The sequence below is a fragment of the Micromonospora sp. NPDC049799 genome (assembly GCF_040656655.1).
Taxonomy (GTDB): Bacteria; Actinomycetota; Actinomycetes; order Mycobacteriales; family Micromonosporaceae; genus Micromonospora.
Map to the genome: position 1 here is coordinate 1 of NZ_JBFAMU010000919.1, position 1,051 is coordinate 1,051.

At 78.1% G+C, this 1,051-nt stretch carries 2 protein-coding genes; both read right to left on the reverse strand.

Annotated features, from left to right (window positions below; translation table 11 throughout):
* The coding region (locus AB0I76_RS30635) for an NAD(P)-dependent oxidoreductase (protein WP_357042833.1) at positions 1-335 on the reverse strand (335 nt) is incomplete at its 3' end.
* The coding region (locus tag AB0I76_RS30640; RefSeq protein WP_357042837.1) for a nicotinate-nucleotide--dimethylbenzimidazole phosphoribosyltransferase at positions 332-1,051 on the reverse strand (720 nt) is incomplete at its 5' end. The genes AB0I76_RS30640 and AB0I76_RS30635, both read right to left, overlap by 4 nt.

A 1,051-nucleotide genomic window follows, 5' to 3' on the forward strand; every position in this document is an offset into this window, starting at 1 on the left:
GTCGCGGCGGCGCGGTCGTCGGCGCGTACGCAGAAGACGCGGCGCTCGGCGGCGGCCGCGCTGACCGAGGCGGCGGCCACCGGATCGTCGACGGCGACCTGGACCAACCAGGCGCCGTCCAGGTCGTCGGGGGCGAACCGGCGCGGCGCCCAGTGCAGGCGACCGGCGTCGACGTGCGCCTGGAGCGCCGGCGTCAGCTCGGGCGCGACCAGGAAGACGTTCGCGCCGGCGTCGAGCAGGGCCGGTACCCGCCGGGTCGCGACCGCTCCCCCGCCCACCACGACCACGCGTCGACCGGCGAGGCGCAGACCGAGAGGGTACGGGTTTCCGCTCACTTCTCGGCCACTCCGGCCGAGTCGAACGTGGCGACCTCGTGCAGCACCCGGACCGCGCCGGTGACGACCGGCAGGGCGAGCAGCGCGCCGGTGCCCTCGCCGAGGCGCAGGCCGAGATCGACCAGCGGCTCCAGACCCAGGTGGCGCAACGCCACCGTGGCACCGGGCTCGGCCGAGCGGTGGCCGGCGACCATCGCACCGGTGGCGTCCGGCGCGAAGGCGGCGGCGGCCAGCGCGGCGGAGACCGCGATCACCCCGTCCAGCAGCACCGGCACGCGGCGGGCGGCGGCTCCCAGGATCAGCCCGGCCAGGGCGGCGTGCTCCAGGCCGCCCACAGCGGCCAGCACGCCCAGCGGATCGGCCGGGTCGAGCTGGTGCCGGCGCAGGGCGTCGCGCACCACGGCCACCTTGCGGGCGTACGTGGGGTCGTCCACCCCGGTGCCGCGCCCGGTCGTCCCCGCCGGGTCGGTGCCGGTGAACGCGGCCACGAGAGCGGCCGCCGGCGTGGTGTTGCCGATGCCCATGTCCCCGGTGAGCAGGATGCCCGCGCCGCCGTCGATCAGGTCGTGCGCGATCCGGATGCCGGTCTCCACCGCCGTACGGGCCTCGTCCCGGGTCAGCGCGGCGGTGACCCCGAGGTCCCGGGTGCCGGCGCGGACGTTCGCGGCGACCAGCCGGGGGGCTCCGGCGTTCGCCGGGGCGCTGGCGGTCGCCGC